The sequence below is a fragment of the Chromobacterium sp. CCUG 30098 genome (assembly GCF_059916605.1).
In genome coordinates this window covers 134,723-159,484 of the sequence record NZ_JAUCGS010000006.1, presented here as the reverse complement: position 1 = coordinate 159,484, position 24,762 = coordinate 134,723, and the positions used below count along the sequence as shown (strand labels likewise).

The 24,762-nt window shown below is 64.4% G+C and carries 24 protein-coding genes; 15 read left to right on the top strand and 9 right to left on the bottom strand.

Going from position 1 to position 24,762, the window contains the following annotated elements:
* Nucleotides 1-139: 139 nt before the first annotated feature.
* The 4 genes from QUG03_RS15115 to QUG03_RS15100 are packed head-to-tail and all read right to left on the bottom strand — an operon-like array spanning nt 140 to nt 3,965.
* Nucleotides 140-1,216 (bottom strand): sulfate/molybdate ABC transporter ATP-binding protein, encoded by a 1,077-nt coding sequence (locus QUG03_RS15115; protein WP_107797848.1) that lies wholly within the window; start codon nt 1,214-1,216, stop codon nt 140-142.
* A complete protein-coding gene (cysW, locus tag QUG03_RS15110) occupies nt 1,213-2,109 on the bottom strand; it encodes a sulfate ABC transporter permease subunit CysW (protein WP_048408326.1) in 897 nt (298 codons plus the stop codon). Before cysW ends, QUG03_RS15115 begins: the two co-directional genes overlap by 4 nt.
* A 1-nt stretch (nt 2,110) precedes the next feature.
* Nucleotides 2,111-2,965, bottom strand: coding sequence for a sulfate ABC transporter permease subunit CysT (gene cysT / locus QUG03_RS15105; protein ID WP_048408327.1), 855 nt, complete (start codon nt 2,963-2,965; stop codon nt 2,111-2,113).
* A 7-nt stretch (nt 2,966-2,972) separates the two neighbouring features.
* Complete coding sequence (locus tag QUG03_RS15100; protein WP_235084925.1) at nt 2,973-3,965, bottom strand: sulfate ABC transporter substrate-binding protein; 993 nt, start codon at nt 3,963-3,965, stop codon at nt 2,973-2,975.
* Nucleotides 3,966-4,209: 244 nt separating this feature from the next.
* Here QUG03_RS15100 and QUG03_RS15095 point away from each other — a divergent pair, with 244 nt between their 5' ends.
* From QUG03_RS15095 to QUG03_RS15065, 7 genes are all read left to right on the top strand, one after another.
* Nucleotides 4,210-5,469, top strand: a complete 1,260-nt coding sequence (locus tag QUG03_RS15095) for a glutamate-5-semialdehyde dehydrogenase (RefSeq protein ID WP_474455439.1) — start codon at nt 4,210-4,212, stop codon at nt 5,467-5,469.
* Between the two features lie 112 nt (nt 5,470-5,581).
* Nucleotides 5,582-6,058: a WbuC family cupin fold metalloprotein gene (locus QUG03_RS15090; protein WP_107797845.1), complete on the top strand. Its 477-nt coding sequence runs from the start codon at nt 5,582-5,584 to the stop codon at nt 6,056-6,058.
* Nucleotides 6,059-6,153: 95 nt separating this feature from the next.
* The gene (locus QUG03_RS15085) at nt 6,154-6,576 is read left to right on the top strand and encodes a DUF2214 family protein (RefSeq protein ID WP_235084933.1); all 423 of its coding nucleotides are present in this window, start codon (nt 6,154-6,156) and stop codon (nt 6,574-6,576) included.
* A 127-nt stretch (nt 6,577-6,703) separates the two neighbouring features.
* Nucleotides 6,704-7,087, top strand: coding sequence for a hypothetical protein (locus QUG03_RS15080; protein WP_107797843.1), 384 nt, complete (start codon nt 6,704-6,706; stop codon nt 7,085-7,087).
* Between the two features lie 304 nt (nt 7,088-7,391).
* A complete protein-coding gene (locus QUG03_RS15075; RefSeq protein ID WP_235084936.1) occupies nt 7,392-8,783 on the top strand; it encodes a DUF2252 domain-containing protein in 1,392 nt (463 codons plus the stop codon).
* A gap of 188 nt (nt 8,784-8,971) precedes the next feature.
* Complete coding sequence (locus QUG03_RS15070; protein ID WP_107797841.1) at nt 8,972-10,579, top strand: methyl-accepting chemotaxis protein; 1,608 nt, start codon at nt 8,972-8,974, stop codon at nt 10,577-10,579.
* A gap of 303 nt (nt 10,580-10,882) precedes the next feature.
* Nucleotides 10,883-12,232 (top strand): glutamine synthetase family protein, encoded by a 1,350-nt coding sequence (locus QUG03_RS15065; RefSeq protein WP_107797840.1) that lies wholly within the window; start codon nt 10,883-10,885, stop codon nt 12,230-12,232.
* A 68-nt stretch (nt 12,233-12,300) separates the two neighbouring features.
* Here the strand turns inward: QUG03_RS15065 and QUG03_RS15060 are convergent, their stop codons facing one another.
* Nucleotides 12,301-12,621, bottom strand: coding sequence for a hypothetical protein (locus QUG03_RS15060; RefSeq protein ID WP_146176546.1), 321 nt, complete (start codon nt 12,619-12,621; stop codon nt 12,301-12,303).
* A gap of 169 nt (nt 12,622-12,790) precedes the next feature.
* On the opposite strand from QUG03_RS15060, the gene QUG03_RS15055 reads away from it, so the two are divergent.
* On the top strand, nt 12,791-13,267 hold the full coding sequence (locus QUG03_RS15055; protein WP_107797838.1) for a universal stress protein: 477 nt from the start codon (nt 12,791-12,793) through the stop codon (nt 13,265-13,267).
* 60 nt (nt 13,268-13,327) lie between these two features.
* Here the strand turns inward: QUG03_RS15055 and QUG03_RS15050 are convergent, their stop codons facing one another.
* The gene (locus QUG03_RS15050) at nt 13,328-14,074 is read right to left on the bottom strand and encodes a TlyA family RNA methyltransferase (RefSeq protein ID WP_107797837.1); all 747 of its coding nucleotides are present in this window, start codon (nt 14,072-14,074) and stop codon (nt 13,328-13,330) included.
* A gap of 173 nt (nt 14,075-14,247) precedes the next feature.
* On the opposite strand from QUG03_RS15050, the gene QUG03_RS15045 reads away from it, so the two are divergent.
* Nucleotides 14,248-14,889, top strand: coding sequence for a YceH family protein (locus tag QUG03_RS15045; RefSeq protein ID WP_107797836.1), 642 nt, complete (start codon nt 14,248-14,250; stop codon nt 14,887-14,889).
* Between the two features lie 91 nt (nt 14,890-14,980).
* Nucleotides 14,981-15,517 (top strand): YfaZ family outer membrane protein, encoded by a 537-nt coding sequence (locus tag QUG03_RS15040; RefSeq protein ID WP_474455437.1) that lies wholly within the window; start codon nt 14,981-14,983, stop codon nt 15,515-15,517.
* A 58-nt stretch (nt 15,518-15,575) separates the two neighbouring features.
* On the opposite strand, the gene QUG03_RS15035 is transcribed toward QUG03_RS15040, so the two are convergent.
* On the bottom strand, nt 15,576-15,947 hold the full coding sequence (locus QUG03_RS15035; protein WP_500820339.1) for a cupin domain-containing protein: 372 nt from the start codon (nt 15,945-15,947) through the stop codon (nt 15,576-15,578).
* Nucleotides 15,948-16,282: 335 nt separating this feature from the next.
* Between QUG03_RS15035 and QUG03_RS15030 the strand changes: the two genes are divergently transcribed.
* Genes QUG03_RS15030 through QUG03_RS15015 form a run of 4 tightly spaced genes read left to right on the top strand, consistent with a single transcriptional unit; the run spans nt 16,283 to nt 20,557 of the window.
* A complete protein-coding gene (locus QUG03_RS15030) occupies nt 16,283-17,452 on the top strand; it encodes a hypothetical protein (protein ID WP_500820338.1) in 1,170 nt (389 codons plus the stop codon).
* Nucleotides 17,443-18,507, top strand: coding sequence for a hypothetical protein (locus QUG03_RS15025; RefSeq protein ID WP_500820336.1), 1,065 nt, complete (start codon nt 17,443-17,445; stop codon nt 18,505-18,507). Before QUG03_RS15030 ends, QUG03_RS15025 begins: the two co-directional genes overlap by 10 nt.
* Before the next feature lie 43 nt (nt 18,508-18,550).
* Nucleotides 18,551-19,192, top strand: a complete 642-nt coding sequence (locus tag QUG03_RS15020) for a hypothetical protein (RefSeq protein ID WP_043592370.1) — start codon at nt 18,551-18,553, stop codon at nt 19,190-19,192.
* Nucleotides 19,193-19,219: 27 nt separating this feature from the next.
* Nucleotides 19,220-20,557 carry a CsgG/HfaB family protein gene (locus tag QUG03_RS15015; RefSeq protein WP_500820335.1) on the top strand — a complete coding sequence of 446 codons (1,338 nt, stop codon included), beginning with the start codon at nt 19,220-19,222 and terminating at the stop codon, nt 20,555-20,557.
* Nucleotides 20,558-20,644: 87 nt separating this feature from the next.
* Here the strand turns inward: QUG03_RS15015 and QUG03_RS15010 are convergent, their stop codons facing one another.
* On the bottom strand, nt 20,645-21,817 hold the full coding sequence (locus QUG03_RS15010) for an MFS transporter (RefSeq protein ID WP_500820334.1): 1,173 nt from the start codon (nt 21,815-21,817) through the stop codon (nt 20,645-20,647).
* A 94-nt stretch (nt 21,818-21,911) separates the two neighbouring features.
* Here QUG03_RS15010 and QUG03_RS15005 point away from each other — a divergent pair, with 94 nt between their 5' ends.
* A complete protein-coding gene (locus QUG03_RS15005; protein ID WP_500820333.1) occupies nt 21,912-22,688 on the top strand; it encodes an AraC family transcriptional regulator in 777 nt (258 codons plus the stop codon).
* 26 nt (nt 22,689-22,714) lie between these two features.
* Here QUG03_RS15005 and QUG03_RS15000 read toward each other — a convergent pair whose 3' ends face one another.
* Entirely contained in the window at nt 22,715-24,733 is a 2,019-nt protein-coding gene (locus QUG03_RS15000; protein ID WP_500820332.1) for a M13 family metallopeptidase, read from the bottom strand.
* Nucleotides 24,734-24,762: the final 29 nt, after the last annotated feature.

Sequence of the window (24,762 nt, the reverse complement as noted above, 5' to 3'; positions counted from 1 at the left end):
CGCTCCACCCACCCTACGGCAGGCGGTTTGTAGGGTGGGTGGAGCCGATAGGCGATACCCACCAACAAGCTAGACCCAGCCATCTTGCAAAAAAAAACGCCCCGACTTCCGGGGCGTTTTGAATGGAAGCGACAAGCGCTCAAATCACGTAATCCTGACCTTCCTGCTTGGCGAACACCGACAGCTTCTTCGGCGTCACATACAGGCTGTCGCCAGGCAAGACGCCCAACTCGCGGTAACGCTCCTTGCTCACCGCCGCCTCAATGCTCCGGCCATCGGCCTGCACCAGCTCCACCCGCACAATGGGCCCCACCGCGTGGATATGCTCCACCGTGCCCTGCGCCAGCGCGCCGTCGGCCTGGCGCGACAGGTCCAGATCATGCGGGCGCACATAGGCCACCGCCTCGTCGCCGCTGGCCAGCGTCAGCCCTTCCAATGCATGAGCGTAGCCGCCGATCTGCAGCTGACCGCGCTCGATGCGGCCGTGGAACAAATTCACATCGCCCAGGAACTGGGTGACGAAGGGCGTGGCCGGGTTTTCGTAGATATCGTCCGGGCGGCCCACTTGCTCGATGTGGCCGTGGTCCATCACCACCACCCGGTCCGACACTTCCAGCGCTTCTTCCTGATCGTGGGTGACGAACACGCTGGTGATGTGCATATCGTTGTGCAGATCGCGCAGCCAGCGGCGCAGGTCCTTGCGCACCTTGGCGTCCAGCGCGCCGAAGGGTTCGTCCAGCAGCAGCACCTTGGGCTCCACCGCCAGCGAACGCGCCAAGGCGATGCGCTGGCGCTGGCCGCCGGACAGCTGGCCGGGATAGGCGTCCGCCAGCCAGTCCAGCTGCACCATTTTCAGCAGCTGCATCACTTTGTCGCGGATCTCGTCCTTGCCGGGCCGGCTCTTGCGCGGCTTGACGCTGAGGCCGAAGGCCACGTTGTCGAACACCGTCATGTGGCGGAACAGCGCGTAATGCTGGAACACGAAGCCCACTTCGCGCTCGGCCACATGGGTGTGGGTGGCGTCGGCGCCGGAAAACAGCACCTGCCCGGCGTCCGGCTGTTCCAGGCCGGCGATGATGCGCAGCAAGGTGGTCTTGCCGCAGCCGGACGGCCCCAGCAGCGCCAGCAGTTCGCCGGCTTCCACGTTGAGGCTGACATTGTCCAGCGCGACGAAATCGCCGAACTGTTTGCGGATATTGCGGATTTCTATGCTCATGCGGGCTGGTCCTTGGCTATGGCGCGGCCGGCGGCGGCCAGGCGAGCGGCCGCGCTGCGTTCCGCGGCGGCGTCGCTCTGTCGCGCCATCCGCCACTCCACCAGGCTCTTGACGCCCAGGGTGACCAGGGCGAGGAAGGCCAATAGCGAAGCGCAGGCGAAGGCGCCGACGAAGTTGTACTCGTTGTACAGGATTTCCACATGCAGCGGAATGGTATTGGTTTGGCCGCGGATATGGCCGGACACCACGCTGACCGCCCCGAATTCCCCCATTGCGCGGGCATTGGTCAGGATCACGCCGTAGAGCAGGCCCCATTTGACATTGGGCAGGGTCACGCGCCAAAAGGTCTGCCAGCCGGAGGCGCCCAAGACCAGCGCCGCCTGCTCCTCGTCCGCGCCCTGGGCCTGCATCAGCGGGATCAGTTCGCGGGCCACGAAGGGGAAGGTGACGAAGACGGTGGCCAGCACGATGCCGGGCACGGCGAAGATCACTTGCAGGCCGTGCTGTTGCAGCCAGCCGCCCAGCGCGGTGTTGACGCCGAACAAGAGCACGTACATCAGGCCGGCCACCACCGGCGACACCGCGAACGGCAGGTCGATCAGCGTGGTCAGGAAGCTCTTGCCGCGGAATTCGAAACGGGCGATGGCCCAGGCCGCCGCCACGCCGAACACCAGGTTCAGCGGCACGGCGATGACGGCGGCGGTCAGCGTCAGCTTGATGGCCGCCCATGCGTCCGGCTCCACCAGCGCGGCCAGGTACAGGTCCCAGCCCTTGCGGAAGGCTTCCCAAAACACCGCCAGCAGCGGCACCAGCAGGAACAGGAACAAGAAGGCCAGTGCCAGGCCGGTCAGCAGATAGCGCACCGTGCGCGATTCAGTGGTCAGGCTTTGCATATCATTTACCCGCGCCGTGGCGGCGCGCGGCCCACCATTGGATGAGGTTGATGGCGAACAGGAACAGGAAGGAGATGGCCAGCATCACCAGCGCCACCGCCACCGCGCCGTTTTGATCGAACTGGTCCAGCTTGGCGGCGATGATCAGCGGGGCGATTTCCGACACCATCGGGATATTGCCGGCGATGAAGATCACCGAGCCGTATTCGCCGGTGGCGCGGGCGAAGGCCATCGCGCCGCCGGTGATCAAGGCCGGCAACGCCGCCGGGAAGATCACGCGCCGGAAAATGTCCCAGCGTCCGGCGCCCAGACAGGTGGCGGCTTCTTCCAGCTCGCGCTCCAGGTCTTCCAGCACCGGCTGCACCGTGCGCACCACGAAGGGCAGGCCGATGAAGGTCAGTGCCACAATGATGCCCAGCGGGGTGAACGACACTTTCAGGCCCAGCGGCTCCAGGTATTGGCCTATCCAGCCGTTGGGCGCGTACAGCGTGGTCAGCGCGATGCCGGCCACCGCGGTGGGCAGCGCGAACGGCAGGTCCACCAGCGCGTCTATCAGCCGCTTGCCGGGAAAGCGGTAGCGCACCAGCACCCAGGCCACCAGGAAACCGAACAGCAGATTGATCAGCGCGGCGATGCCGGCGGAAACAAAGGACAGGCGGATGGCGGCGGCCACGCGCTCATGGGCCACCGCGTCGACGAAGGCCGCCCAACCCATGCCGTGCGCCGACCACAGCAGCGCGGCAAAGGGCAGCAGCACGATCAGGCCCAGCCAGAACAGGGTGATGCCGAAGGACAGGCCGAAGCCGGGCAGCACCGAGTGGCGCTTATTGATCAGATTGAAGCCGCTGGCCGCCATCACGCGCTCATTTCTTGCTGAAGATCTGGTCGAAGCTGCCGCCGTCGGCGAAGTGCTTCTGATTGACCGCGGTCCAGGAGCCGAACACGCTGGCCACGGTGAAGGTTTTCACCGCCGGGAAGCGGGAGGCGAACTGCTTGGCCACCGCCGGGTCTTGCGGCCGCAGGTAGTTGTCGGCGGCCAGTTTTTGGCCTTCCGGGCTCCACAGATATTGCAGATAGGCTTCCGCCTGCTTGCGGCTGCCCTTGCGGTCCACCACTTTGTCCACCACGGACACCGGGTTCTCGGCCAGCACGGACACGCTGGGGTAAACCAGTTCAAAGCCGCCGCGGCCGAATTCGCGGGCGATCATTTCCGCCTCGTTCTCAAAGGTCACCAGCACGTCGCCAATCTGGCGCTGCATGAAGGTGGTGGTGGCGGCGCGGCCGCCGCCGTCCAGCACCGGCACGTTCTTGAAGATGCGGCCTACCAGATCCTGGGCCTTGGCCTCGTTGCCGCCCGGCTGTTTCAGCGCATAGCCCCAGGCCGCCAGATAGCTGTAGCGGCCGTTGCCGGAAGTCTTGGGATTGGGAATCACCACTTTCAGGCCCGGCTTGGCCAGATCGCTCCAGTCGCGCACTTGCTGCGGATTGCCCTTGCGCACCAGGAACACGATGGTGGAGGTGAACGGCACCGCGTGGTTGGGCAGGCGGCTGGCCCAGTTGGACGGCACCAGGCCCTTGCCCGCCAGCAGGTCGATATCGGTGGCCTGGTTCATGGTGATCACGTCGGCGGCCAGGCCGTTGGCCACCGCCAGCGCCTGCTTGCTGGAGCCGCCGTGCGACTGCTGCAGGGTGACGGTTTCGCCGGTCTTGGCCTTATAGGCTTTCTGAAAGGCCGGGTTGTAGTCCTTGTAGAAGTCGCGCATCACGTCGTAGGACACGTTGAGCAATGTGGCGTCGGCCAGCGCGGAGCCTGACGCGGCCAGCAACAGGGCGGCCAGGGCGAGACGGAGCTTCATGGACAGACCTTTTCTGAATGGATGATCGGCGATGTTCCCGAGATGTTCCCGACTATACCCAAGGACTGTTATATCCATAAATAATATTGTGAAATACTCTTATCCCTCAATCATCTAACAAGCCCGCCCCACCCTCTTCGCATTCCCGCGCGCTCCAGCGGCGCGCGCACCGCTCTGGCCGCCCTCCCCGCTTTGGTTTACTCTCAGAGTCAATCCTCTATTCTGGCTCTCGGAAGTTTCCACGATGAACGTCAAAGACTATATGCAACAGGCGGGCAAGGCCGCCCGCAAAGCCAGCCGCGAACTGGCCCGCGCCGACACCGCGCAGAAGAACCGCGCGCTGCTGGCGATGGCGGACGCCATCCTGCGCGAGCAGGCGCAGCTGCTGGCCGCCAACGCCCTGGACATGGAGGCCGCGCGCAAGGCCGGCCTGGAGCCGGCGCTGCTGGACCGCCTGGCCTTGAACGAGAATACCGTCGCCGGCATGGCCGAAGGCCTGCGCCAAATCGCCGCGCTGCCGGACCCGGTGGGCGAGGTCAGCGAGATGGCCTACCGTCCTTCCGGCATCCAGCTGGGCAAGATGCGAGTGCCCTTGGGCGTGGTGGGCATCATTTACGAGGCCCGCCCCAACGTCACCGCCGACGCCGCCGGCCTATGCCTGAAATCCGGCAACGCCGCGCTGTTGCGCGGCGGCTCCGAGGCTTTCCACAGCAATCAGGCCATCGCCGCCTGCGTGCACGAGGGCCTGCGCGAAGCCGGCCTGCCGGCCGAGGCGGTGCAGGTGCTGGCCACCACCGACCGCGCCGCGGTGGGCGAGATGATCACCATGCCGCAATACGTGGACGTGATCGTGCCGCGCGGCGGCAAGGGCCTGATCGCCCGCATCAGCGCCGAGGCGCGGGTGCCAGTGATCAAGCATCTGGACGGCAACTGCCATGTCTACATCGACGACACCGCCAGCCCGGACAAGGCTTTCGACATCGCGCTGAACGCCAAGACCCATCGCTACGGCACGTGCAACACCATGGAAACTCTGTTGGTGCACACCGCCTTCGCGGAATTCATCCTGCCGCGCCTGGCTGCGGCCTATTGGGAAAAAGGCGTGGAGCTGCGCGGCTGCGAACGCACCCGCGCCATCCTGGGCGACAAGGTGCGTCCGGCCGGGGAAGAGGACTGGGCCAGCGAATACCTGGCGCCCATCCTGGCCGTCAAGGTGGTCAAGGATCTGGACGAAGCCATCGAACATATCAACCACTGGGGCAGCCACCACACCGACGCCATCGTGTCCGAAGACTACGGCCGCACCCGCCGCTTCCTGCGCGAGGTGGACTCCGCCAGCGTGATGGTCAACACCTCCACCCGCTTCGCCGACGGTTTTGAATACGGGCTGGGCGCGGAAATCGGCATTTCCACCGACAAGATCCACGCGCGCGGCCCGGTGGGCCTGACCGGTCTGACCAGCCAAAAGTGGATCGTGCTGGGCGACGGCCATATCCGTTCCTGATCCCGCCGCATCGAAGGCCGCTTGCTTGAGCGGCTTTCGCTACGCCGCCGGCCTCGCTGCCGGCGGCGTTTTCATTGATAATCGCTGCTTTGCTTCCATACCGGGCGATTCCATGCTGACCCTGAACCAACAAGACTTGGCCGCGCTGTCGGCCAAAGCCGCCTGTGCGCCGCGCCTGCGCGCCAATCAGAATTTCCACGTCCAGCTGGAAGACCCGATCCAGCGCCTGGCCATCGCCATGGAGCCGGACACCTATGTCCGCCCGCACCGCCACGACCACAGCTGGGAAATGCTGATCGCGCTCAGCGGCGCCTTTGAAGTGATCGTTTTCGACGAGGCCGGCGTGGTGCAAGGCCGCCATCGCTTGGGCGCGGACGGCGCGCGCGTCTTCGAAATGCCGGCCAACACCTGGCACTCGGTGGTGTCGCTGCAACCGGGCAGCGTGGTGTTCGAAGTCAAGCACGGCCCGTATCTGCCGCTGCAGGACCAGAACCTGGCCGCCTGGTCCCCGGTCGAAGGTTCCGAGCGCGTGCCGGCGATGCTGGATTTCCTGCGCCGCGCTCAAGCCGGCCAGCGCTTCGACGGCTGAGCCCCGCGCCGGTCAAACGGCTAGCCGAATAAGCTTGCCAGCCGCCTCGCCCCTGTTTACCGTGTAGGGCATCTCTTGGGGGCGGGAGTCGGACCATGTTGTGGCATTGGTTGCTGGCAAGCTTGCATCTACTGGCTCTGGGCGCCGGCCTGGCCGCCCTCTGGAGCCGAGCCGGCCTGCTGCGCCAGCAGCAATTCCCCAATCAGACCCCGCAGCTGTTTCGCTGCCACCGCTGGTGGCTGCTGGCGCTGACGCTGTGGACCGTCAGCGGCCTGGGCCTGCTCTCGCTGGACCCCGCCCGGCTGCAACAACCGTTGTTCATGCTCAAACTGCTGACCCTGGCCCCGCTGCTGCTGCTGGAAGTCCGCGCTTCGCGCGGCCTGATGCGCTGGCAAAGCCAGCTGCGCATCCAGCGCAGTCTGGAACTGCGCGGCGCCGACTCGCTAGCCCGCAGCAGTTATTGGCAAATCTGGCTGCTGCTCGCCATCGTCGGCGAATCCGCCGCGCTGCATGGCTGAATAAACGGCGCCCAGTCCGCCGCGGCTCCGCCGTCTCAAACTCCTTAACACCTGCAACCGGCCTAACTCGAACTTGCGCACGGCACCGGGCTTCCAACCCCATATCCCGTCCCGACGCAAGAACGCCATGCCCATTCTGATCGAACACTGCAAATCCCTATTGCTTCAAACCGTGCTGGGCGTCGCCCTGAGCTGCGCGGTCATGCCTGCGCTCGCCAACCTGAGCGACCCCGTCGCCACGCTGAAGGCCAAGGCCTCGCCGCCCGCCGTGGCCAGCTGCCTGGACGAACGCATGCGCAAGCTGCGCATTCCCAGCGAATACATCGAACGCGAACGCGGCCGAGATGGCGGCGAGACCGTGCGTCTGACCAATCCGGCCACCCAGAAAGACGGGCTGGAAATCCTCATCCGCCCGGACGGCGACGCCAGCAAGCTGACGGTGAACACCCATGGCCTCAGTTACAGCAAGGCATGGCGCAAGCTGGTCACGGACTGCGCCCAGCGCGCCTGAGTCCCTCCCCCGGCCGGGCTGTGGACAGCGCCGGCCGCGGCCCCGCGGCTGTGGAAAGTGTGCGCAAACTGTGCACAAAACTGTGGATAACATTAAAAAGCCTCCGGCAGACCCCCGGTTTGATTGCGTCCGCTTGCCTTTTCCGCTTGTGCACAACTTTTGAAACCCACGGCGCGCTGTGTGTAATGTGGATGAAACGGGGACAAGCTTGTGGATAAGCGGAGCCCGCGTTTGACAGCCAGTCCCGCTGACAAAAATTCTCCAGCGGTTACACTGGACAAGAGATCTTCGTCCAGGAGCCCGCATGTCCAATTACCACGCCAAGTACGAACTGCACTACGCCGCCGGCAAGGCGCTGCGCCAAACCTGCTCCCGCACGCTGCAAGCCGAAAACCGGCTCAGCGCGCCGCGCGACATCCTCGCCATGGTGGAACACACCTCGCAGGGCCGGGTGCAGGGCCTGATTCCGCTGCGCTACAGCCGGATGCAGGTTTCGCCCTTCACCTTTTTCCGCGGCTTCGCCATGATCCAGGCCGCCGATCTGGCCGCCAATCCCTCCAGCGGCCTGAAGCTGCAGATCTGCGGCGACGCCCACCTGATGAACTACGGCTTCTTCGCCTCCCCTGAACGGCAGCTGATCTTCGACATCAACGACTTCGACGAAACCCACCACGGTCCGTGGGAATGGGATCTGAAACGGTTGGCGGTCAGCCTGGTGCTGGCCGCGCGCGGCCAGGGCTTCAGCGAAAGCCAGGCACGGGACATGGTGTGCCGCGCCAGCGAGGTCTACCGCCGCCGCGTCAACGAATACGCCCGCATGGGACAACTGGAGCTGTGGTACACCAAGGTGGGCTTCGAACAATTGCTGGAGCGCGCGCCCACCGACGCCATCCGCCAGCAAATGCTCAAGCTGTCCGACAAGGCCAGACACCAGACCCAGGAAAAACTGCTGCCCAAGATGACGGAGCTGGAGGACGGTACCCTGCGGCTGCGCGACAACCCGCCGGTGATCTTCCATCTGCACGACAAGAACACCCTGCTGGACAACGACGACAGCTGGCTGTCCGCCGACGACGCCGAGGCCCTGGTCAAGCCGATGCTGGACAACTACATCGACACCTTGAAGGAAGACCGTCGTCAGTTGCTGGAGCGCTTCCGGCTGGTGGATTGCGCGTTCAAGGTGGTGGGCGTGGGCAGCGTGGGCACCCGCTGTCTGGTGATGCTGTTGCAGGACAACTTCGACCAGCCGCTGTTCCTGCAATTGAAGGAGGCGCGCCCCTCGGTGCTGGAGCCTTACACCCAGGCCTGCGTGCACGGCCACCAGGGCAAGCGGGTGGTGTTCGGCCAGCGCCTGATGCAGGCGGCCAGCGATCTGTTCCTGGGCTGGACCACCGGCCCGGCCGGCCGTCACTTCTACGTGCGCCAGTTGCGCGACATGAAGGCGGCGCCGTCGCTGGAAGCCTTCGCCACGCCGGAAGCGCTGACCGCCTACGGCCAGGCCTGCGCCTGGGCGCTGGCGCGCGCGCACTCCAAATCCGGCGGCCAAGCCGCCCAACTGGCCGGCTATGTGGGCGACAGCGACAAGCTGGACCAGGCCATCGCCGGCTACGCGCTGGCCTACGCCGACCAGGTGGAAGCCGATTACCAGGTGTTCAAGGCCGCCATCGCCAGCGGCCGGCTGCAAGTCCACGACTGAAAACCCCGTCGCAACGCCGCCTCCGGCGGCGTTCATCCTTCCGTATTAATACCAAACCCTTGATCTTGTTGCTTGTAATGTCATAAAACCATACTAGAACAGGCGATAATCCCGGCCCTGTCCTTGCCGCCGGCAAAGACAGGGCCGACAGCCCACAATCAGACATCCACCTTCGAAAAGCGAACATCATGCGGGTCAATACCAGACTGTTCATCATCATGGCGGCCAGCCTGCTGGCGCTGCTCAGCATCGCGGCCGTGGCGCTGCTCTCCACCCGCGCCACGCTGGGCCAGGAAAAGCGCGAGCAAATCACCCACCTGCTGCGCATGGCGGAAGGCACCATGAGCCACTTCCAGAAACTGGAGGAAAAAGGCCTGCCGCGCGCCGACGCCCAAAAACAAGCCATCGCCGCCCTCAACGCGCTCAAGGTAGACGACATCTACTTCTTCGGCCGCAATCCGCAAAACGTGGTGATGTTCCACCCCAACAAAGACCGGGTGGGCAAGGTGGACATGGGCAGCACGCTGCCGGACGGCCGCACCACGGTGGCGGTCTATGAAGAGGCCTTGCAGAAAGAGCATTACGGCCTGGTGACCATCCAGACCTCGCGCAAGGGCAGCAAGGGGGAGTTTCCCAAACTCAACGGCGTGGTGCGCTTCGAGCCCTGGGGCTGGATGGTGGGCACCGGCATCTTCATCGACGACATCGACCAGCTGTTCTGGAGCCAGGCGCGCACGCTGCTGATCATCGCCGCCATCGGCGTGATCACGCTGGCCGGCCTGATCCTGCTGGTCTCGCGCAGCATCATGCAGTCTCTGGGCGGCGATCCCAACTACGCGGCTCAGGTGGTCAAGGCCATCGCCGACGGTGATCTGGGCACCGACATCGTGGTGCAGGGCCCGCCGCACAGCCTGCTGGCGGCAATGCGCGAAATGCAGCTGAAACTGCGCCAGATGATCGAGGAGATTAGCCTCGCCGCCACCAATATCAACCAGGCCAGCCGTCAGCTGTCCAGCGATATGGACAAGGTGCACGACGTTTCCGGCGTGGCCAGCTCCTCCACAAGTTCCGCCGCCGCCGCCATCGAGCAGCTGTCGGTGAGCATAGACCACGTCACCGCCAGCGCCCGCGACACCGAATCCGGCTCGCGCGACACCGTGGAGCTGGCGCGCCAGGGCGAAGCGCTGGCGGCGCGGGCCGCCGAGGGCATCCGCAACATCGCCGGCCAAGTGCATAGCGCCAGCGATATGGTGGGCAAGCTGGCCGAACGCACCCGCAACATCAGCGGCATCGCCGAAACCATCCGCGATATCGCCAACCAGACCAATCTGCTGGCGCTGAACGCGGCGATCGAAGCGGCGCGCGCCGGCGAGATGGGCCGCGGCTTCGCGGTGGTGGCGGACGAAGTGCGCAAGCTGGCCGAGCGCACCGCCTCCGCCACCGACGAGATCTCCACCATTGTGCAGGCGGTGGTCAGCGAAACCGGCAGCGTGTCCAGCCAGATGGACGACATCCGCCCGGCGGTGGAAGGCGGCGTGGAGCAGGTGCAGCAGGCGGCCCAGACGCTGGACGCCATCAGCAAGCAGGCCAGCCAGGCGCTGGAGCATGTGCACAATGTGGTGGTGGCGATGGGCGAGCAGAGCCAGGCCGGCACCAATATCGCCGGCAACGTCGAGCAGGTGGCCGGCGTGGTGGAGGAAACCCAGAATTCGGTCAGTAACGCGGTGGGGGCGGTTCGCGCCATCGATCAGCAGGCGGACACCCTGCAACAGACCGTGGGCCGTTTCCGCCTCTAAGAGCCTGTTGGCGGCGATACGGCGTTGAAAACAAAGTCGAAGTACTCATGCGCCACGAGTACGTTCCGCTTTCTCGGCCGCAACGCCTTGTCTCGCCCTAGCTCGCGATCGTAAACCCCTTCCCAGCCTTCCCCAAGCCCCGCTCCGCCGGGGCTTTTTGCCGCCTTCATTCCGGGCTTGCCCTCCCGCCCCTGCCTGATGGCATAATGTGCGCAGAGCAAACGCTCCAAAAATAAAACAAAGCCACGGACAGACAGACCCAAACATGCAAACAATAATGCGCAAGCGCATCGGGAGAGATTCATGTCCCAGGCCACCATCCCGGCGGACTTGGCCGAATGGCTGATTCAACAGAATGTTCGTGACGTAGAACTGGCTTTCGCCGACGTGCACGGTTTTGCCCGCGGCAAAACCTTGCCGGCCAAGGCCTTCATCAAGGGGCAGCCGCTGCGCATCGCGCGGGCGGTGCCCATCCAAAGTTGCATCGGCGAATTCCCGGACTACCGCTACTACGGCGAGCACGATCCGGACGTCACCCTGGTTCCGGATTTCGCCACCCTGCGCCAGGTGCCGTGGGCCAAGACCCCGCGCGCCAGCGTGATCTGCGACTGCGTGGACCATGACGGCAGCCTGGCGCCGCTGGCGCCGCGCTCGGCGCTGAAAGCAGTGCTGGCGCGCTACGCGGCGCTCGGCTGGACGCCGGTGGTGGCGCCGGAGCTGGAGTTCTACATCTTCGCCGCCCACGGCGACCCGCAGCAGCCGTTTCAGCCGCCCACGCTGCGCAGCGGCCGCCGCGAAGCCGGCTTCGACTCCTTCAGCTTCTCCTCGCTCAACGATCTGGAAGCCTATTTCGACGATCTCTACCGCGCCTGCGAAATGCTGGGCATCGCCACCGACACCTTCGTCCACGAAATGGGCCCCAGCCAGTTTGAAATCAACCTCAAACACGGCGACGCGCTGGCGCTGGCCGACCAAACCTTCCTGTTCAAGACCGCGCTTAAGGAGATAGGCAACCGCCACGGCCTCAGCGTGGTGTGCATGGCCAAGCCGCTGCCGGGCCAGCCGGGCAGTTCGATGCACTTGCACCAAAGTGTGGTGGACCAGCATGGCGACAATGTCTTCAGCCGCGCCGACGGCGAAGCCTCGGAAACCTTCTACGGCTTCATCGCCGGCCTGCAGCGTTATCTGCCGGAACTGATGCCCTTGTTCTGCCCCAGCCCCAATTCCTACCGCCGCTTCGTCAAAGGCATGGCCGCACCGGTCAATCTGAGCTGGGGCCTGGACAACCGCTCGGTGGGGCTGCGGGTGCCGGTGTCCGGCCCGGAAGGCCGCCGCGTGGAAAACCGGCTTCCCGGCTGCGACGCCAACCCCTATCTGTCGCTGGCGGCCAGCCTGGGCGCCGGCCTGCTGGGCATAGAAGGCCGCTTGCAGCCCAGCGAGCCCGCCACCGGCAATGTGTTCAAGAGCGAACGCGCCAGCCTGCCCAATACTCTGGACGCCGCCTGCGAGGCGATGGCCGGCGGCGACGCCGCCGCGCAGCTGTTCGGCGCGGAGTTCAGCGCCGCCTATCTGGCGGTGAAGGAGGTGGAACTAACTCACTACCACAGCCAGATCACGCCGTGGGAGCGTCAATACCTGGGTCTGCTGGCCTGAGAACCCATTGACCAATGCAAACAGGCCCGCTGATGCGGGCCTGTTTGCATTGTCTCGCGCCAAGCGCCTCAGTTGCGGCTCAACAGCAGCCGCCGCGCCAGCAGTTCGATCGCCTCCTCGCGGCTGACCGGCACGCTGCCGCGGTATTGCTCGGCCACGATCCACTTTTCCACCGCGGCGCGGTCGCCGCGCGCGGCCTTGAGCAACACGCCGAAGGCCGCCCCGGTGGAATGCTCAGGCGGCTCCACGCTGCGGATCTGGGTATTCAAGGCGTACACCTTGTCCTCGGCGCGCGTCCTCGTGACCTGGCGCGGCGCACGGCGCGAGTACACAATCCACCCCAGCAAAGCCAGCAAACACGCGCCCACGATCAATAGAAAAACAAACATTTCAAATCAAACCTTTAACTGAGGATGTCATTGTAAAACACCGCCTCGCCCCGCCGTCAACGCCTTGCGCCAGGTCAAACCCGGTTCATGCCGGCTTGGCCTGGGCCGCCCGCCGCGATATGCTGTCACGATAATCCCCCTGTCTCACCAGCCATAAAGGACATCGGACATGTACCAACACATCATCGCCGCGCTGGACGGCAGCAGCAATTCGGACAAGGCGCTGCTGGAAGCCATTCGCGTCGCCAAGTTCTGCAAAGCCAGCCTGACCCTGTTCCACATCGCCAGCCTGCGCGATCTGGCGGTGGAAGGCGTCGGCCTGCTCGGCACCCACGAACTGCACGATCAAGCCTTCCGCGACGGCAACCGCGTGCTGGAACAGGCGCGCAAACAGGCGGTGGAAGCCGGCGTGGAACAGGTGCAGATCCACATGGCGGAAAGCTGGGACGGCGGCGCCGACATGGCGGAACTGCTGGTGCGCTACGCGGACAGCCACAAAGCCGGCCTGGTCGTGCTCGGCACCCATGGCCGCAGCGGCATCGCCCATCTGCTGTTGGGCAGCTTCGCCCAGAACCTGCTGCGCCGCGCCAACTGTCCCGTCATGGTTCTGCGCAGCGAGCAAAGCGAGTTCGGCCAAGCGGAATAATAACCGCGACGCGCGGCCCTGGCGATGCCTTCATCATAACAAGGCGTCGCCTCGCGCCGCTCAGCGCTTGCGCGCGTAGATGAAGAACTCGCGGTTGCCGTCGCCGCCGGTGATCGGACTGTCGAACCACTTCAGCAGCTCAAAGCCCTGCTCCCGCACCGCCTCGCTGATCTTGTCCCGCACGCGCGGGTACAGGCTCTCGTCGCGTACGATGCCGCCTCTGGCCAAACCTTCGCGCCCCACCTCGAACTGCGGCTTCACCAGGCTGAGCAGGTGACCGCCGGGACGGATCAAGGGCAGCGCCGAGGGCAGCACCAGGGTCAGCGAAATGAAGGACACGTCGCACACCATCAGGTCGAAAGGCAAACCCTCGTTGGCCGCCAACAGGGCCGCGTGGTCCAGCGCCCTGGCGTTCACCCCTTCGAAATAACGCAGGCGCGCGTCCGTCCGCAGCCGCGGATGCAATTGATCGTGCCCCACGTCCACGCCCACCACTCGCCGCGCGCCCTGCTGCAGCAGGCAGTCGCTGAAACCGCCGGTGGACTGGCCCACGTCCAGCGCCAGCGCGTCGCGCGGGTCCAGGCCGGACGACTCCAGCGCGCCCAGCATTTTCAAGCCGCCGCGCGACACGAAACGATCGGATGGATCGGCGGCGATCTCGAAGCGGCTGCCCGGCGCGCATTTCTGGCTGGGCTTGCTCACCGGCGCGCCGTCGCAACGGACCCGCCCCGCGGCGATCAGATTCTGCGCCGCCGTGCGCGAAGCCGCCAGGCCCAGTTCCACCAGCAACACGTCCACTCGCGTCATCGCACCCTCCCCACCATCGACAAAAACCGCACAGCGTGGCAAGCGCGCCGGCCGCTGTCAAGCCAAGACCATGATCTCACCGTGCGTAGGGCCCGCCAACCGCGCTAGAATCGCTAAATGCCAATCCGGCCAGCCGTCGCCCCCGGCGTCGGCAGCCTCAAGCGGAGACATGGATGGATACACATCAACTGGAAGCGCATGAAGTGCGCGTGCTGGGCGCCCTGGTGGAAAAACAGGCGCTGACCCCGGACGCCTACCCGATGACCTTGAACGGCCTGGCCTCGGCCTGCAACCAGCTGACCAGCCGCGAACCGGTGATGCAGCTGTCCGAAGCGGACATCAGCGCGGCGCTGGACAGCCTGATCGCCAAGAAGCTGGCGAGCGAGCGGCTGCCGGCCGGCAGCCGGGTGGCCAAATACGAGCACAGGCTCAATTACGAATGGAATATCGAAGGCGCGCGGCTGGCGGCGCTGGCCCTGCTGATGTTGCGCGGACCGCAAACCTCGGCGGAAATCCGCACCCGTTCCGGCCGCATCTACGGCTTCAGCGGCGTGGAGGAAGTGGAAACCGCTCTCAACGCGCTCGCCGACAAATACCCGCCGCTGGTGCTGAAGCTGGAGCGCCAGCCCGGCGAGCGCGAGGCGCGCTGGGCCCATCTGCTCAGCGGCGAGCCGCAATCGCTGCCGGCCGCCGGCGACAACGGCTGCGGCGTGATCGAGGTGGGCATCGCCGGCCGCGTCGCCGCCTTGGAAGCGGAAGTAGCCGCCCTCAAAACCCGGCTGCTGGAGCTGGAGAATTTGCTGGCCAGTGAATAATTCACACTCGAATATTTGGCGGTTCGCCGAACTTGTTACTTAAAAAGCGGTCACTTCCCTTGTTGTCTAACTCACCCAAGAGAAGTGACCCATGAAAACTCTGCATCTGAGCGCCGCCGCCGCGCTGCTCGCCCTGACCGCGGCCGCGCACGCCGCCGATTACAGCTTTATCGCCGGCAAGGACTTCCAGCAATTCAGCCGCACCCCGCAGGGCCTGGGCCTGGGGCTTTCCATCGACTACCTGAACAGCGACCACAAGGGCAACGCCGGCGGCGCCGGCCTGGAGTTCGCGATTCCGCTGGGCCCGGTCACCCTGGCCGGCGGCGGCAAGCTGATGGGCCTGAACCCGGACAGCGGTTCCGGCACCGCCGCCTTGCTCGGCGGCCGCGCCAACATCCAGCTGGCGCCCAAGCTCAGCCTCTACGGCCAGGCCTATTACGCCGGCGATAGCATGGCCAGCGGCAGCGTCAAGAACGTCAGCGACCTGACCGCCGGCGTGCGCTGGAACCCCATTGGACCGTTCACCGTGGAAGCCGGCTATCGCTACTTCGACATCGAGCGCAAGGACAACAACCGCAATCGTCGTCTTGCCGACGGCATGTATATCGGCGCCGGCTTCACCTTTTAAGCTCGGCCCGCCGCCACGAAAAACAGCCCCGCAATGCGGGGCTGTTGCTTGTCGCGGCTCACTCGGCGTGTCGCGCTTCGAACACCGCGTAAGTCTTGCACGCCGGCTCCAGCACCTGCCAGGTGCCGACGAAGCCCGCGGGGATCACGAAGTGATCGCCCTGCTTCAACTCCACGCTGTTCCCGGCCTCGTCGCTGACCTTCACTCGTCCTTGCAACAGCGTGCAGAACTCGTGTTCGCTGTAGCGCACTTTCCAGCAGCCCAGCCCACCGCTCCAGATGCCGGCGTGGAACTGCCCGCTGGGATCGGAATAATGGTTGGCCACGCTTTGCCGGCATTCGCCGGCGACGCGGCGATCCTCGGCTACCACAAACGATTCCAGCGCCACGTCGTGACGCTGGAACACAATGATATCGCTGGCCTGTTTCATCGCTCTGCTCTCCATGGCTGTTTGAAATTTTCAACACAATGCCATGAGTTGATCAAAATACTCAAGAATCCATAAGATTCAAGCCTCCATGCTCACTTCGTCGCCTCCTCCAAAACGCCCATCCTCCTTCATTCGCGCATCAGCGACTCCAAATCATTCCATTTAATTCATATACATACAAACTATTAATAAAGTAAGTTTTTAAACAAATGGAATATCGAATGTCATGGGTGTATCATGCTGGCTTTTGATTTGTAGACTATTCACAAGTGAACTATCAAGGCTGTGTATGACGGCAGCCAGATTCACCAAAAAGAATGAGGATGGATTCTGCAGTGCGTAACAAACTCCTATTGTCTTGTCTGGCCGGCATGCTCGCCTTGCTCGTCGTCAACGCCGCTCAAGCCGCCAGCGTCACTTTCGCCGGACTGGCCTACTCCGGAGACAGCAAATCCGTCGCCGCCCGCTTTCCCTACAGCCTGCGTCTGGAAAAAGCGCTGCAAGCCTCCGGCGCTCCGCTCAACAAACAACTCAACGCCGCGCTGAGTCAAAACCCGCCGCGCCACTTCGAGCTGAATCAGGCCGGCCTTTCCTCCTTGAAAGGTCAGGACCAGGCGATTGTGCTGGCGCTGCTCATCACCGGCGAAACCGTATCGGCGGAACAATTCGGCGGCGTGGCCAAGCTGATGACTCAGGTCAACGCTCAAGCCATGTTCTTCGACTTCAAAACCATGACGGTGCTGGGCTCCTACCCGTTCAGTTTCGCGCACCTGGATCTGATCGACCGTGAGCCCAGCCCCAAGGAAATGCAAAGACGCTTCCAGACGGTGTACTTCGGCGATCAGGACAAGCCGGGCATCATCGCCCGCTTTGCCGACATCGTGAACAAGGCGGCCCTGCCCAATCATGTGCCGCGTTACCTGCAAGTCGCCAAGGTGAGCCTGGGGCCTGAAGCCCGCCAGGCTCTGCCCTCCAAGCTGACCCAGACTCCCGGCACCGCGGAAACCTGGGTGGCCGATATGTTCGCCGAGAGTCTGTCCAGCAAAACCGATGTGCCGCTGCTGCCCTATTCCAAGGGCTACGCCATCGGCAATGTGATGTCCATGCGCATCTCCGACGGCGAAGTCTTCATGCTGAAGTTGCCGGAGGCGGACTACGCCATCACGCTGGACCTGCCGCGCTTCAAGCGCATCAAAAGCGGCGAAGCCGCCGCCGGCGCCAGCTACATTTACGGCGCCTACTCTCATGTCGAAATCCAGGAGCCGGTTTCCGGCAAACGCTATCTGGACTCGGACTTCAAGAACGGCGAAGTCAAGCTCGTTCCGGCGTCCCAAGACACGATAGACGACTTCCCCGCCTACTACGACGCCATCAAGGGCCTGTACAACAAGTTGTCCGACAACCTAGCCGGCAACCGCAGCGCCTGGCTGAAATCAGCTACTTCGGCCTCGGATATAGACAAACAAATTTCGTCCACACAAGAGCTACTCAAGTCATGCAAATGATTCGCGCACTATTGCTATCGCTGCTGCTGGTGATGGGCCACCAGGCCAGCGCCGCCACGGCCACCGCCAAGGGCCAAGCCACCGTCAAATACGAAACCTCGCTGTTCGGCAAGAAAGTCACGCCGGAAGTCAGGGCCCAGGCTCTGCTGCAAGCCCAGCTGCGCGCGGTGGAAAAACACTACGCCGAAGCCGGCGACGCCCAGACTCAGAACCTGGACGCGATACGCGACAAGGTCAAAGCCGATCCCGAGCGCTACATTCTGGAAACCGCCATCCTCAATGAGGACGACCGCCCGGATATGGGGCAGTACACCGTCACCGTCCGCGCCACGCTGAACGTGTCCCAGCTGAACAACGCGGTCAAGTCCACTTCCGCTGTGGCCCAGGCCGGCAACGGCCAGAAGTCCAAGCTGACCTTCATCTTTGTTTCTCGCCAGACCGACAGCTCGCAGCGCTTCGATGACCGCGAATACCAGAGCATCGAAGTCAAGGAACAAGGCAAGGCCAGCAAGAACGCCGCCCGCTATCGCGCGTCGGCGGAGACCGGCGGCAGCACCACTCGCAAAGCCACCAAGAAGACTTACACCATCTTCCCCAGCAACTATCTGAAAAGCGTGTTCAACGGCGTGTTCGCCTCCGCCGGCTTCAAAGTGGTCGACGCCGCCTATCTGGAGCCGTACAGCAAAGGCCTGCTGAAGATCAAGAACGTGGAGGGCGACTTCAAGTCCGGCAACGACTTGCAGCCGCAAACCGAGCGCGACGTCGCCAACGGCTTGCAAAACGCCAAAGTGCCCTACATCGCCTACGGCACCCTGGACGTGCGCCTGGCGGACACCGACCCGGCCACCGGCATGTACCGCGTATCCGTCGCCGCCACCGGCAAGCTGCTGGACGCCAGCGAATCCATTCCCGAGACCAAGGCGGAAGTCGGCCCGATCCAGGCCGCCGGCCTGGGGCCGACCGAAGAAGAAGCCCAGGTCAACGCACTGAAGAAAGCCGCACAGGACGTCGCCCGCGAACTGCTGAGCCAGATGACCAACGTCGGCCTCAAATAAGCCCCTCAACCACAACAACACCTGAAATCAACCGGAGATGATAATGCGCAAAACCCTGATCGCCCTCGCCGTGGCCGCCGCCTCCCTGGCAGCCGTTCCCGCCCACGCCGGCATGTTCGACGCCGTCACCAGCCTGGCCGGCGGCAACAATAACAGCGCCGCCGGCGCCAATCTGGTGTCCCAACAAGAACAATTGGTGAACTCCTACGTGGCCGCCAACAAGGAAATCCTGCTGTCCCAGTACAAGATGGCCAACGCGCTGGGCGCCAAAGACGCCGCCGCGCTGGCCAAGGCGGAAGCCGACGCCCTGGCTTCCGGCGCCACCAAGGACAATCTGAGCAAGGCCGACTCGGTGCAAAGCAATGTCTCCAAAGTCATCAGCGAGCGCCAGAAAGCCTCCGGTAGCGCCATGGACGCGGAAGCCAAGAAAACTTACACCGAAGGTCTGGCCTCTCTGGGCAAAGGCCTGTTGAAATACGCCGGCATGACCAAGCAGTTCGACGGTTTCAAATCGGCGCTGAGCAGCGCATCCCCGATGGATCTGCCCAAGCTGTCCACCGGCTCCTACATCCTGACCAGCCTGCCCAGCAACAGCAAAAACCTGTATGAAACGCTGAAACAGGCCGTCAGCTTCGCCAAAAGCAATGACATCCCCGTGCCCAAAGACGCGACCCAAGCGCTGTAAGTCAAGGGATTTTGCTCTGGAGAGCCTATGAAGTTAACTCTCGCTATTGGCGCGGCAGGCTTGGCTCTGGCGCTGGCGGCTTGCTCCCACAAGGAAGAGGCCGCTCAGCCCCAGCCGGCCAAAGCCGCCAACAAGAGCCTGGCGCAAGCCCTACCTGACGTGGGCAAGGTAGAGTCGGTGGCGGCCAGCGCCACCGGCGCCGGGGCCAGTGCCGCCGAGGCGGTGGAAGACGCGTTGAAACTGGCGATCAAGCAAGTCAACGGCGTGTCCTTCGACATGGCGTCGGAACAGCTCAAGGCCACGCTCAGCGTTGCGGCCGGCAAGGATGCAGGGCAACTCAGCGCCCACGCTTTCACCGAGTATGTCCAGCAGGAATCCGGCGGCGTGGTCACTGGTTTCAAGCTGGTCAAACTGGAAGAGCCCGGCCTGCTGAGCAAGACCTACAAGGCCACGATCGAAGCCAAGATCGCCAAGTTCAGCCAGCCGGCCGGCGGCGGCAAGCTGCGGATCGTCGTGGGACCGATCATGATTGATCGGGACTCGTTCAAGATAGCCGGCATCGCCGTGCCGTCGGAACAAGTCGCCCGCGAAATCCATCAGCAAACCCTGGACGCATTGACCAATACCGGCCGCTTTACCGTGTTGGACCGCGAACTGGGCGACGATGTCCGCCAGGAACTGGATATGATCGGTTCAGGCCAGGCGCCGTCGGCGGAACGTTCCAAGATGAGCCAGGCCATCAGCGCCGACCTGATCTGGACCGGCCACATCAGCGCGTTCAACTACGACAAGTCCGCCGGCAACTGGATGCTGTCGCAGCGGGTGATCAACGTCGCCAACCGCCAGGTTCAGCTCTCCAGCATGCTCAAGGGCAATGTGGGCAAGCTGGGCAACGGCAACCCGGAGCAGGTGCGTCAGGGCATGGAAGGACAGATCGTCGATCGCATCGTCAACGCCATTCTGGTACGCACCTTCCCGATCACCGTCGCCTCCCGCACCGGCAACAATGTGGTGCTGAGTCAGGGCGGACAGTCGGTGCGCGAAGGCGCGCGCTACAAGCTGGTTTCGCTGGGCGAGGAAATCAAGGACCCGCAAACCGGACAATCCTTGGGCCGCACCGAGTACGATTGCTGCGAAGTGATCGTGGACAAAGTCACGCCCACCATGTCTCAGGGCCATCTGGAGAACGTTCGCATCCCTCTGGAGCAAGTGCCCCCAGGCGGCTTGCAACTGCGCGAACTCGCCGCCTCTCCGGCCTCGGACAAGACCACGGCTTCCGCCGGCGCCGTCAGCAAGAAAGCGACAGCGGGCAAAAAGCGCAAGGCGGAGGAAAACCTGTTCGCCGGTGACAAGGATAAGTGGTAAGTCCCTGATCGTCATAGACTCCACTGCGCGTCAGACAGACAAACAGCCCGTCGGCATATCGCCGCGGGCTGTTTTTTTGGTACAGGCCTACCGATTCAATCGCCGCGCCGCCGGCCACATCGCCGCGCACAGCAGCGCCATGGCCATGGGCTGGTACAAGACATACGGCTGATAAACCGCGCCAAGCAAACCCAGACCACCAGCGATCAGCAGGTAGTACATCAGGCCCAATAAGGCGCCGGCCGTGCCCTGCACCTGGCGGTAATCCCGGAGGGCCCCCGCCAGCAGCGGCGGAATCGCGCAGCCGAAGGCCGCGGAAATCGCCAGTTGGCTGAGCAACAGCACGCCGACGGCCGCGGTCGGCAGCAGACCCGGCCAGCCGCTGAGCAACTGAACCAGGGCCGCCGCGCCGGCGGCCATCAAGGCCAGGCGCGGCAAGCGTTCCGCGCCGCCTCGCGCCGCCAGCCGGCGATTGACCGCGCCGCCGAACAGGCCGCCGGCGGCCACCAGCAAACCGCTGAGGCCGAACAACCAGGCCGGCATGCCCAGCAATTGCAGCGTGAACGGGGCCAGCGTGTAAAAGCCGAACAACAGCAGATTGAAACCGGCCACCAGCCATACCGTGGCCAGCACCCGCGGATCTCGCGCCATCCTGGCCGCCACCGCGCCCAAGGCCGCCGGCGGCGGCAGGTCCGCCGGCCGGGTCTCGCCGGCCAGCTTCCAGGACAACAGCAGCAACAGCGCCGCCAAGCCACACAAGGCGGCGAACACGCCCTGATGACCGAAACCGGCCACCAGCACGGCGCCCAGCGGCGGGCCCAAGGCCGGCGACAGCGACAACACCGCGCTGACGGTGGCGAACACCGTCAGCAAGGCCGGGCCTTGATAGCGGTCGCGCAACATGGTCTGCACCACAACCGAACCCGCGCTGGCGCCGAAGGCCAGCAATAGCCTGGCCAGCAGCAGCGCGGTGAAATCGCGGCTCATCACCGCCAGCACCGCGCCCGCGCCGTAACAGGCCAGGGCGGCCAGCAAGGCCGGCCGCCGTCCGTATAGATCGGCCAGCCGGCCCCAGCACACCACGCCGAAGGCGAAAGCCAGAAAGTAGACGCTCATCGTCAACTGCGCCTGACCGGCGCTGACATGGTAAGCCTGGGCGATCTCGGTCAAGGCCGGCGCGTAAATGGTTTCACTCAATTGCGGGAAACCCAGCAATACAATCAGCAGCGCCAGCGGCGCCGCCCGGATCGCGGTTTTCATTTTGTCCTCCTAAAAACAACGAACAGGGATTGTAGGAGGATGAAGACACGCCTATTATCGATGGATAGCCACAAAACATTGAGAATCGGACAAGATGCCGCGCTACCTGCCCGCCACGGCGCCGGACCCGGACCAGCTCGCCGATCCCATCGTCGGCATGGCCATAGACGCGCCGGCGCCGCATGACTCCGGCCTGCACCGCCACTGGCGCGCGCAGCTGATGTACGCGGTCAGCGGCGTGCTGCAAATCCGCATCGGCCACACCCGCTGCGTGCTGCCGCCGACAATGGCCGCCTGGATTCCCTCGGGGCTGTGGCATCAGGCCGAAACCGGCAAGCCTTTCGCCTATCGCAGCCTGTACTTCGATCCGGTCGTCTATCCCGCGCTGCCGCGGCGGCCGCAGATCATCGCCGTCAGCCCGCTGTTGCGGGAATTGATCGTACGGGTGGCGGAATGGCCGCTGTCGCCGTTGGAGCCGGCGCAGCAGCGGCTGGTGGAGGTGTTGCTGGACGAGGCCGGCCGCGCGCCGGAGCAGGCGCTGAGCCTGCCGCTGCCGCAAGACCGGCGGCTGCTGCGCATTGCCGAGCAGCTATTGCAGCAGCCCGGCGACGAGGCCACGCTGGAGCAATTGGCCGCCCAGGCCGGCGCCAGCGCCCGCACCGTCAACCGGTTGTTCCAGCAACAGACCGGGCTCAGCTTCAGCGCCTGGCGGCGGCAATTGAAAATGATGGAGGCCAGCCGGCTGTTGGCCGAGGGGGAAAGCGTAAGCCGGGTGGCGGCGGAACTGGGCTATGCGCAGGACAGCGCCTTCATCGCCATGTTCCGCCGCCATGCCGGGCTTACGCCCGGCCAGCTCAAACGCTCAGTCTGAGAACCGGTTTACGATCTGGGAATGACTCACCACCACAAATGGAAGCGCTGCTTGGGCGACAGATACATCTTGTCGCCCGGCTTGACGCCGAAGGCCTGGTAGAACGGCTCCATATTGCTGGCGGTGCCGATGGGCCGCCACAGGTCCGGCGTGTGCGGGTCCGACACCAGCTGTTTGAGCGTGGCTTCGTCGCGGCTCTTGCTGCGCCAGGATTGGGCGAAGGCGATGAAGAAACGCTGGTCGCCGCTCATGCCGTCCAGCACCGGCGCGTCCTTGCCGGCGAGCGCCAGATGATAGGCCTTGTAGGCCACTTCCAGGCCGGCGTTGTCGGCGATGTTCTCGCCCAGGGTCAGTTCGCCGTTGACATGGTGGCCGGGCACCGGCTGGTAGCGGTCGTACTGCTTGACCAGCTTGCGCGTGGCCGCCTTGAAGCGCGCCTTGTCGCTGGCGGTCCACCAGTTGCGCATATTGCCGTCGCCGTCGAACTGGCTGCCCTGGTCGTCGAAACCATGGCTGATTTCGTGGCCTATGGTGGCGCCTATGCTGCCGTAGTTGACCGCCGGATCGAAGCCGGGATCGAAATACGGCGCCTGCAGGATGGCTGCCGGGAACACGATCTCGTTATTGGCCGGATTGTAATAGGCGTTCACCGTCTGCGGCGTCATGCTCCATTCCTTGCGATCCACCGGCTGGCCCAGCTTGCCGCTCATATAGCGGTAGTTGAACACCGCGATGCGCCGCACATTGCCGGCCAGATCGTCCGGCGCCAGCTGCAGGCCGCCGTAATCGCGCCACTTGTCCGGATAGCCTATCTTCAGCGTGTACTTGGACAGCTTGATATGGGCCTGGCGCTTGGTGGCGGCGCTCATCCAGTCCAGGGTGTCGATGGACTGGTCGTAGGCCTGCAGCAGATTGCGCACCAGTTCGTCAGCCTGGCGCTTGGCCTCCGGCGTGAAGTAGCGCGCCACATAGAGTTTGCCCAGCGCTTCGCCCAGGCCGCTTTCCACCATGCCCACGCCGCGTTTCCAGCGCGGGCGGTTCTGCTTGCGACCTTCCAGGGTCTTGCCGTAGAAGTCGAAGTGGGCGTCGACGAAGGCCGGCGTCAGGCTGGGCGCGTAAGCGTCCAGCGTGCGCGCCAGCAGGTAGTTGCGCAGCGTGGCCGCCGGCGTGTCCCGCAAGAGCGGCGCCAGCTTGGCCAGATAGCTGGGCTGGTCCAGGTTCAGGTGCTCGGCCGCGCCCAGGCCGGCATCGCTCAGCAAGGCCGGCCAATCGTAGCCAGGCTGCCGGCGCGCCAGTTCGGCCCGATTCAGCTTGTTATAGGTTTTCTGGATGTCGCGGTTCTCGACATTGGTCCACTGAATTTTCGCCAGCCGGGTCTCGAAAGCCAGCACGTCGCGGGCGCGGCTTTGCGGCTGGTCCAGTTCCGCCAGCGCGAACAGCCGCTCCAGATAACTCAAATAGGCCTTACGCGCGGCGGCGAAGTCGGCTGACTTGCCCAGATAGTAGTCCTGGTCCATCGCCAGACCGGATTGGCCGACGCCGGCCAGGTAGGCGGCGGAATCCTTTGGGTCCTGGCTCACATAGAAGCGGAACGGCGTATCCACCGGCTGATCCTGCAGGCGGCCCATATAGCGGACCGCCTCCGCCGCCGAGCCCAGGCCGGCCACGGCCCGCAGCGATTCGCGCAGCGGCTCCAGCCCGCGCCGGGCAATGGCATCCTCGTCCATGAAGCTGCGATACAGCGCGGCGATCTGCCCCGCCTCGGTATCCGTCCCCTGCCCGGCCTGTTCGATCAACTGGCGCAGCCGTTCCAGATTGCGGTCCGCCAAGGCCTCCGCCACGCCCGCCGAGGAACGCTCGGCCGGAATCACCGTGCGCTGGATCCAACGGCCATTGGCGTGCAGCGACAGATTGTCCTGTACTCTCACCGCCGGATCGATGCCGTTCAAATCAATGCCGTAACGGCCGTAATCCAGGCCGCCGTCCGCCCAGGCGCCGGCCGCGCACAGCAAGGCCGCCAAGGGCAGCAGTCTGCTCATCTTCATGTTTTCCCCTTTGTTTTTGTCGTACCGCG

What these genes read in the sequence shown, in the direction of transcription:
- QUG03_RS15115 (WP_107797848.1), bottom strand. Translation starts at nt 1,216, where the DNA reads ATGAGCATAGAAATCCGCAATATCCGCAAACAGTTCGGCGATTTCGTC.
- cysW (WP_048408326.1), bottom strand. Translation starts at nt 2,109, where the DNA reads ATGCAAAGCCTGACCACTGAATCGCGCACGGTGCGCTATCTGCTGACC.
- cysT (WP_048408327.1), bottom strand. Translation starts at nt 2,965, where the DNA reads ATGGCGGCCAGCGGCTTCAATCTGATCAATAAGCGCCACTCGGTGCTG.
- QUG03_RS15100 (WP_235084925.1), bottom strand. Translation starts at nt 3,965, where the DNA reads ATGAAGCTCCGTCTCGCCCTGGCCGCCCTGTTGCTGGCCGCGTCAGGC.
- QUG03_RS15095 (WP_474455439.1), top strand. Translation starts at nt 4,210, where the DNA reads ATGAACGTCAAAGACTATATGCAACAGGCGGGCAAGGCCGCCCGCAAA.
- QUG03_RS15090 (WP_107797845.1), top strand. Translation starts at nt 5,582, where the DNA reads ATGCTGACCCTGAACCAACAAGACTTGGCCGCGCTGTCGGCCAAAGCC.
- QUG03_RS15085 (WP_235084933.1), top strand. Translation starts at nt 6,154, where the DNA reads ATGTTGTGGCATTGGTTGCTGGCAAGCTTGCATCTACTGGCTCTGGGC.
- QUG03_RS15080 (WP_107797843.1), top strand. Translation starts at nt 6,704, where the DNA reads ATGCCCATTCTGATCGAACACTGCAAATCCCTATTGCTTCAAACCGTG.
- QUG03_RS15075 (WP_235084936.1), top strand. Translation starts at nt 7,392, where the DNA reads ATGTCCAATTACCACGCCAAGTACGAACTGCACTACGCCGCCGGCAAG.
- QUG03_RS15070 (WP_107797841.1), top strand. Translation starts at nt 8,972, where the DNA reads ATGCGGGTCAATACCAGACTGTTCATCATCATGGCGGCCAGCCTGCTG.
- QUG03_RS15065 (WP_107797840.1), top strand. Translation starts at nt 10,883, where the DNA reads ATGTCCCAGGCCACCATCCCGGCGGACTTGGCCGAATGGCTGATTCAA.
- QUG03_RS15060 (WP_146176546.1), bottom strand. Translation starts at nt 12,621, where the DNA reads ATGTTTGTTTTTCTATTGATCGTGGGCGCGTGTTTGCTGGCTTTGCTG.
- QUG03_RS15055 (WP_107797838.1), top strand. Translation starts at nt 12,791, where the DNA reads ATGTACCAACACATCATCGCCGCGCTGGACGGCAGCAGCAATTCGGAC.
- QUG03_RS15050 (WP_107797837.1), bottom strand. Translation starts at nt 14,074, where the DNA reads ATGACGCGAGTGGACGTGTTGCTGGTGGAACTGGGCCTGGCGGCTTCG.
- QUG03_RS15045 (WP_107797836.1), top strand. Translation starts at nt 14,248, where the DNA reads ATGGATACACATCAACTGGAAGCGCATGAAGTGCGCGTGCTGGGCGCC.
- QUG03_RS15040 (WP_474455437.1), top strand. Translation starts at nt 14,981, where the DNA reads ATGAAAACTCTGCATCTGAGCGCCGCCGCCGCGCTGCTCGCCCTGACC.
- QUG03_RS15035 (WP_500820339.1), bottom strand. Translation starts at nt 15,947, where the DNA reads ATGAAACAGGCCAGCGATATCATTGTGTTCCAGCGTCACGACGTGGCG.
- QUG03_RS15025 (WP_500820336.1), top strand. Translation starts at nt 17,443, where the DNA reads ATGCAAATGATTCGCGCACTATTGCTATCGCTGCTGCTGGTGATGGGC.
- QUG03_RS15020 (WP_043592370.1), top strand. Translation starts at nt 18,551, where the DNA reads ATGCGCAAAACCCTGATCGCCCTCGCCGTGGCCGCCGCCTCCCTGGCA.
- QUG03_RS15015 (WP_500820335.1), top strand. Translation starts at nt 19,220, where the DNA reads ATGAAGTTAACTCTCGCTATTGGCGCGGCAGGCTTGGCTCTGGCGCTG.
- QUG03_RS15010 (WP_500820334.1), bottom strand. Translation starts at nt 21,817, where the DNA reads ATGAAAACCGCGATCCGGGCGGCGCCGCTGGCGCTGCTGATTGTATTG.
- QUG03_RS15005 (WP_500820333.1), top strand. Translation starts at nt 21,912, where the DNA reads ATGCCGCGCTACCTGCCCGCCACGGCGCCGGACCCGGACCAGCTCGCC.
- QUG03_RS15000 (WP_500820332.1), bottom strand. Translation starts at nt 24,733, where the DNA reads ATGAAGATGAGCAGACTGCTGCCCTTGGCGGCCTTGCTGTGCGCGGCC.